Genomic DNA, 5843 nt, shown 5'->3' on the forward strand with positions numbered 1-5843 from the left:
CGTCGCCCGCGACGATCCGATGGGCCAGTCCCTCCGCGATCGCGGTCTTGCCCATGCCGGGCTCGCCGATGAGGGCGGGGTTGTTCTTCGTCTTCCGGCCCAGGATCTGGATGACGCGCTCGATCTCCTTCTCGCGCCCGATGACCGGGTCGAGCTTCCCGGAGCGGGCGGCCTCGGTCAGGTTGATCCCCAGCTGGTCGAGGGTCGGCGTCTTGGAGGGTCGCTTCGTCTCCTGCGCCGGCGACACGCTGGTGCTCTGGCTGAGGACGTGGATGACCTGGTGGCGCACCTTGTCCAGGTTGACGCCCAGGCTCTCGAGCACGCCGGCCGCGATCCCCTCGCCCTCGCGGACGAGACCCAGCAGCAGGTGCTCCGTGCCGATGTAGTTGTGGCCGAGGCGACGCGCCTCGTCGATGGCCAGCTCGATCACGCGCTTGGCGCGCGGGGTGAGGCCGACCTCACCGACCACCGGGCGGTCACCCCGACCGATGATGAACTCGACCGCGGTTCGGACCTTGGAGAGCTCGACGTTCATGTTCTCGAGGACGCGCGCGGCGACCCCCTCGCCCTCCCGGACGAGGCCGAGGAGCAGGTGCTCGGTGCCGATGTAGTTGTGGTTGAAGCGCTGCGCCTCGTCCTGGGCAAGGGTCAGCACCTTGCGTGCCCGGTCCGTGAACTTGTCGAAGCGATCCATTGCGCATCCTGCGTGTCTGCCCGGCGGCCCTGGCTGGACCTCCGAACGTGGCCAGAGTGTAGAGCACCACTCCCGCGCGATGCCTTCAATAGGTACTACGGCCTACGGTGACGGTTCGCTCACGAAAACCGGGCATCGCGAAGGAGAAGCGGTGGCTCGGGCTCCGGTGCGAATCGCCTAGCCGGCGAGACGGGCGATCTACGACTCCTTGGAGTCGGCGTCGGCGGTGACGGCCTCGGGCTCATCGGCCGGAGCGTCGGCGACGGCTGCCTCGGGCTCCGCCTCAGCGACGGCCTCGGCTTCCGGCTGTGGCTCGGGCTCGGCGACGGCGTCAGCCTCCGCAACAGCGGGCTCCTCGGCTGGAGCCTCGGCGACGGCTGCCTCGGGCTCCGCGTCCGCGACGGCTGCCTCGGGCTCCGCGTCCGCGACGGCTGCCCCGGGCTCCGCCTCGGCCTCCTCCGTCGCATCGGCCTTGGGGGCAGCCTTGGTTGCCTTCTTCGGCTTCGCCGCACGGAGCTGGTCGAGCAGCCCCGACTCGGCGAATGCCGCGGCCATGGTGTTGTCGATGCCCTCGTCGGGTTCGCTGATCGCATCCTCGGGGCGGTAGTCACGGTCCTTGCGATCGCGGCTTCCGCGCTCACGACGCGGGCGCTCCTCGAACCGGGCTGGCGCGGTCGCGCTCGCACCGATCGTCGCCGCTGCGGGCGTTGGTGCCGCCTCGGGGGTGGAGCCTGCCTCGGCAGCCTGCTTGAGCGACAGGCCAAGCCGATGGCGCTCGGAGTCGAGGCTGATGATCTTCAGGTCGAGCGTGTCCCCTTCTTTGACCACGTCACCGGGGTGTGCGACGCGCTGGTTCGACAGCTCGCTGATGTGGATCAGACCCTCGAGGCCCTCCTCCACCCGCACGAACGCGCCGAAGTTCACCAGCTTGGTGACCGTGCCCGAGATGACGTCGCCGATCTTGTACTTGGCGACCGACTCCTGCCACGGATCGGGCTGGAGCCGCCGGATCGAGAGGCTGATCCGCCCTCGCTCGTGGTTGATGTCGATGACCTCGGCCTCCACCTCGTCGCCGATGGCGTAGGCGGTCTCCGGGTTGTTGACCTTGTTCCACGAGAGCTCGCTCTTGTGGACCAGGCCGTCGATCCCGCCCAGGTCGATGAAGACGCCGAACGGCGCGATGCTGCGAACGGTGCCCTGGACCTTTTGCCCGACCTGGAGGCTGCTGAAGAGCTCGTCGCGCTTCTCGCGTCGCTCCTCGTACAGCGCCACCTTCTCGGAGAGGATGAGCCGATTCGCCTTCCGGTTGACCTCCAGGATCTTCAGCCGGAGCGTCCGGCCGACGAATGGCTGGAGCTTCTCGGCGATCTCCTGTGCGGCATCACGAGGCTGCTCGTCGCGCGGCCGACGCGGGAAGTCCACGATCTGGCTGATCGGCACGAAGCCGCGCACGCCCAGGTCGACGATCAGGCCGCCCTTGTTGTGGTCGATGACGCGCGCCTCGACGATCTCGCCGGCGTCGAAGCGCTCCTGCATGGCGCGCCACTTGCGCTCGAGGCCGGCGCGTCGCAGGGAGAGGACCGCGTGGCCCTCCGGCGACTCGGGCTGGAGGACGTAGACGAGGACCTCGTCCCCGACGGACAGCTCCGGCCGTGCCTCTTCGCCATCGCGCGGGCCGCGACGGCTCATCAGCTCACGGTTCGAGACGACGCCCTCGCTCTTGCCACCGAAGTCGACGAGGATCTCGTCCGGATCGATGCGGACGACGGTGCCCTCCACGACGTCGCCGTGCTTGAGGCTCTTCACCTCGTTCGACGGGTCGTCCAGCAGCTGAGCCATCGTCAGCGGCTCGCCAGATTCCTCCTCGGGCTCGGCCGCTGACTCGGCGGCCATCAGCTGGGGCTCGGGCTCGGGAGCAGCGTCAACCTCGGGAAGTGCCTCCGGCTCAGGTGCCGCCTCGGCCGCCATCGGCTCAGGCTCGGGAGCGGCTTCAGGCCCGGGTACGGCCTCGGGAGCGGCTTCAGGCTCCGGCTTTGCCTGTGCCTCGGCAGCAGCTTCCTCGACGATGGGATCAGCCAGTTCGTCGGCCGGCGGCGTGGCGTCGGCGGTCATCTCCGCCGGTGCGTCCGCGGCGTGCGTTTCGTCGGCCGCAGCGGGGATCGGATCCTCGGTCTGCGACTCGGGCTGATTCGTTTCGTCGGTCAAGTGCGTATACGCTCCTTGGGTGGAATGTCCCCGCAGCAACAACGCCCTCCGCATGCGGAGGGCGTCTCATTCATCAGGTGGGGTGGAAGCTGCCTTCATGGTCGATCAGACGACTAAGGTGCTCCTCCGTAACGGCCGATGGGAGAGGCGCGCATCCGCGCGTGCTATGCGGTTGTTTGCTCCAGAGCCGCCGGAGCATACCACACGGTCAATGGCGCTCCCAGATGCCTGAGCTGCCCGATCTGACGATCGTGGCGGAGGAGCTCCAGGCACGCGCCACCGGTCGTCTGGTGCTCGAGGCGTCGGCCCCGACACCCATCCTGGTGCGCGCCACGCCAGCAGAGCTTGCCCAGCTGGCCGGCACCGCCATCACGAGCTCCCGACGGCGTGGCAAGTTCCTGCTCCTCACGTTCGCGCGCGATGGCAGAGACGAGCTGGTGCTGGCCGCGAACCCGATGCTCGCCGGGCGCTTCTGGCTCCTCGATGGCGCCGAGAAGGTCCGTTCGCGCACCGGCCTGCGACTCCGATTCGCCGATGGCGGCGAGCTGCGCTACGTCGACCGCGAGATGCTCGGCAAGCTCTACCTGGTCCGGCCCGATGGCCTCGACGCCATCCCCGGCTGGACCGAGATGGGGCCCGATGCCGACGACCCCGAGCTCACCCTCGAGGTATTCCGCCAGCGGATCCGTAAGCATCCGGGCGAGCTGAAGTCGCTGCTGCGCAACAGCCGATTCGTGGCCGGCATCGGCAACGCGTACAGCGACGAGATCCTGTGGGAGGCGAAGCTCGCCCCATTGCGCCGCCGGAGCACGCTGAAGCCGGAGGAGATCGACCGTCTCTACGCGGCCATGCGCTCGGTCCTGGCCGACGCCACGAAGCGCCTCCGGAAGCTGGTCCCACCCGACATCCAGCTGCAGCACCGGGAGTTCCTCCAGGTCCACTTGCGCGGGGGCGAAGCCTGTCCTCGCTGCGGTCGGATCCTGCGGCAGATCGGCGGAGACGAGGCGACGACGTTCTGCCGGACCTGCCAGCCTCCGTTCTGAGGGCTGGCCGAGGGGACGTCAGGGGATGATCAGCTCCTGGCCGACGTTGATCTCCGTCCCGGTCAGGCCGTTGGCCGCCTGGATCGCTGCGACCGTCGTCCCGAATCGTTGGGCAATCAGGTTCAGCGTGTCGCCCTCCTGCACGATGTAGATCGTCTGGGAGGGCGCCGGGGTCGTCTCCGGCGGAACGCTTGCGGGCGCTGCAGACGCCGACGCCGCGACCGATGCCGGTGCCAACGATTCCGAGGGGGTCGTGGAGGCTGAGGGCGATGGGCTCGCCGATGGGCTCGCCGATGGGCTGCCATCCGGCGCACCGCCGAGGAGGCCGACGAGGCTGCTGAGGACGAGCAGCGCGACCACCGCCACCGCAGCCCCGGCCACGAGCAGCGCCGTCCGGCTGATGCGAGTGGTGGGGGCGCTGCTCCGGTTGCGCCATGCCGCCTCCGGCTCGAGAACCAGCCGGGTGCGCCCGAATGCAACGTCGGGGGCCACGCGGGGAAGGCCGCTGGACGCAGCCAGCCAGGCGGTCCGTGCCGCCCCGAATCGTTCGCAGCGGGCGTGCGCCTCGGTGAGGCAGAGCTGCACCTGGCGCGAGCGCTCGAGCGGCGCGGGGGGCGTCAGGGCGTGGCAGCGATGCTCAGGGTCAAACCCGTCGGCCACCGTGCGGCCATCGTCGGCCAGGGCTAGGTACGGGCAGATCCGATCCACCTGGCGAGGATAGCGTGGTACCGGGGTGCCGGCACCGATCCTCGAGGGAGGCTGGAAATGAACTATCCCGGCGACGACCTATTTTCCCAGGAGGTTGCCCCCCAAGTATCTTCGGCGCTGGAGAGCTTAACTTCCGTGTTCGGGATGGGAACGGGTGGTTCCTCTCCGCTAGCGTCACCGGGATAGATCTTCAAATGTCGACCTCGCCCATCGGGGCGCGTCGAAGGATGGAAGCAACGATCGTCGTGGATACGGGCGGCATGGCCGCCCTTCCGAACGCGATCCAGCAGCGTGCTAGTCGCGTGAACTAGGTCAAGCCCTCGACCATTAGTACCTGCTTCGCTCAACGCATTGCTGCGCTTACACGTGCGGCCTATCAAACAGCTAGTCTCGCTGCGGTCTTACCCGGTTAACCCGGTGGGGAACCTTATCTTGAGGCGAGCTTCGCACTTAGATGCTTTCAGTGCTTATCCCAACCGAACATACCTACCCAGCAATGCCATTGGCATGACAACTGGTACAACATTGGTTCGTCCACTCCGGTCCTCTCGTACTAGGAGCAGCTCCTCTCAAGTTCCCTGCGCCCACGGCGGATAGAGACCGAACTGTCTCACGACGTTCTGAACCCAGCTCGCGTACCGCTTTAATTGGCGAACAGCCAAACCCTTGGGACGTACTTCCGCCCCAGGATGCGACGAGCCGACATCGAGGTGCCAAACGGTGCCGTCGATGTGAACTCTTGGGCACCATAAGCCTGTTATCCCCAGGGTAGCTTTTATCCGTTGAGTGATACCCCTTCCACTCGGAGGTACCAGATCACTAAGCCCGACTTTCGTCTCTGCTCGACGTGTAAGTCTCGCAGTCAAGCACCCTTATGCCTTTGCACTCTTCGGCTGGTTTCCATTCAGCCTGAGGGAACCTTTGGGCGCCTCCGTTACACTTTAGGAGGCGACCGCCCCAGTCAAACTGCCCATCAGACACTGTCCAGCGCCCGGATTACGGGACGCTGTTAGAGCCGAAATCCAACAAGGGTGGTATTTCAACGGTGACTCCACCGAGGCTAGCGCCCCAGCTTCAACGTCTCCCACCTATCCTACACATGCTGAACCTCAGTCCAATATCAAGCTGCAGTAAAGCTCCACGGGGTCTTTTTGCCCTGCCGCGGGTAACCTGCATCTTCACAGGTATTTCAA

4 protein-coding genes and 2 rRNA genes are annotated in these 5843 nt (G+C 66.9%); 1 reads left to right on the forward strand and 5 read right to left on the reverse strand.

The features are described from left to right. The coding region (locus tag VKN16_19665) for a Clp protease N-terminal domain-containing protein (protein ID HME96425.1) at positions 1-694 on the reverse strand (694 nt) is incomplete at its 3' end. Positions 695-892: 198 nt separating this feature from the next. Then, complete coding sequence (gene rpsA, locus VKN16_19670; GenBank protein HME96426.1) at positions 893-2899, reverse strand: 30S ribosomal protein S1; 2007 nt, start codon at positions 2897-2899, stop codon at positions 893-895. A 224-nt stretch (positions 2900-3123) separates the two neighbouring features. Here rpsA and VKN16_19675 point away from each other — a divergent pair, with 224 nt between their 5' ends. Beyond that, a complete protein-coding gene (locus tag VKN16_19675) occupies positions 3124-3942 on the forward strand; it encodes a DNA-formamidopyrimidine glycosylase family protein (GenBank protein HME96427.1) in 819 nt (272 codons plus the stop codon). A gap of 18 nt (positions 3943-3960) precedes the next feature. On the opposite strand, the gene VKN16_19680 is transcribed toward VKN16_19675, so the two are convergent. The 3 genes from VKN16_19680 to VKN16_19690 all read right to left on the reverse strand — a co-directional run. Further along, a complete protein-coding gene (locus tag VKN16_19680; protein ID HME96428.1) occupies positions 3961-4650 on the reverse strand; it encodes a LysM peptidoglycan-binding domain-containing protein in 690 nt (229 codons plus the stop codon). A gap of 65 nt (positions 4651-4715) precedes the next feature. Next, positions 4716-4832 (reverse strand): 5S ribosomal RNA (gene rrf / locus VKN16_19685). Between the two features lie 126 nt (positions 4833-4958). Next, positions 4959-5843: ribosomal RNA gene (locus VKN16_19690) — 23S ribosomal RNA — on the reverse strand; the annotation flags it as partial.

Source organism: Candidatus Methylomirabilota bacterium (assembly GCA_035315345.1).
Classification (GTDB): domain Bacteria; phylum Methylomirabilota; class Methylomirabilia; order Rokubacteriales; family CSP1-6; genus CAMLFJ01.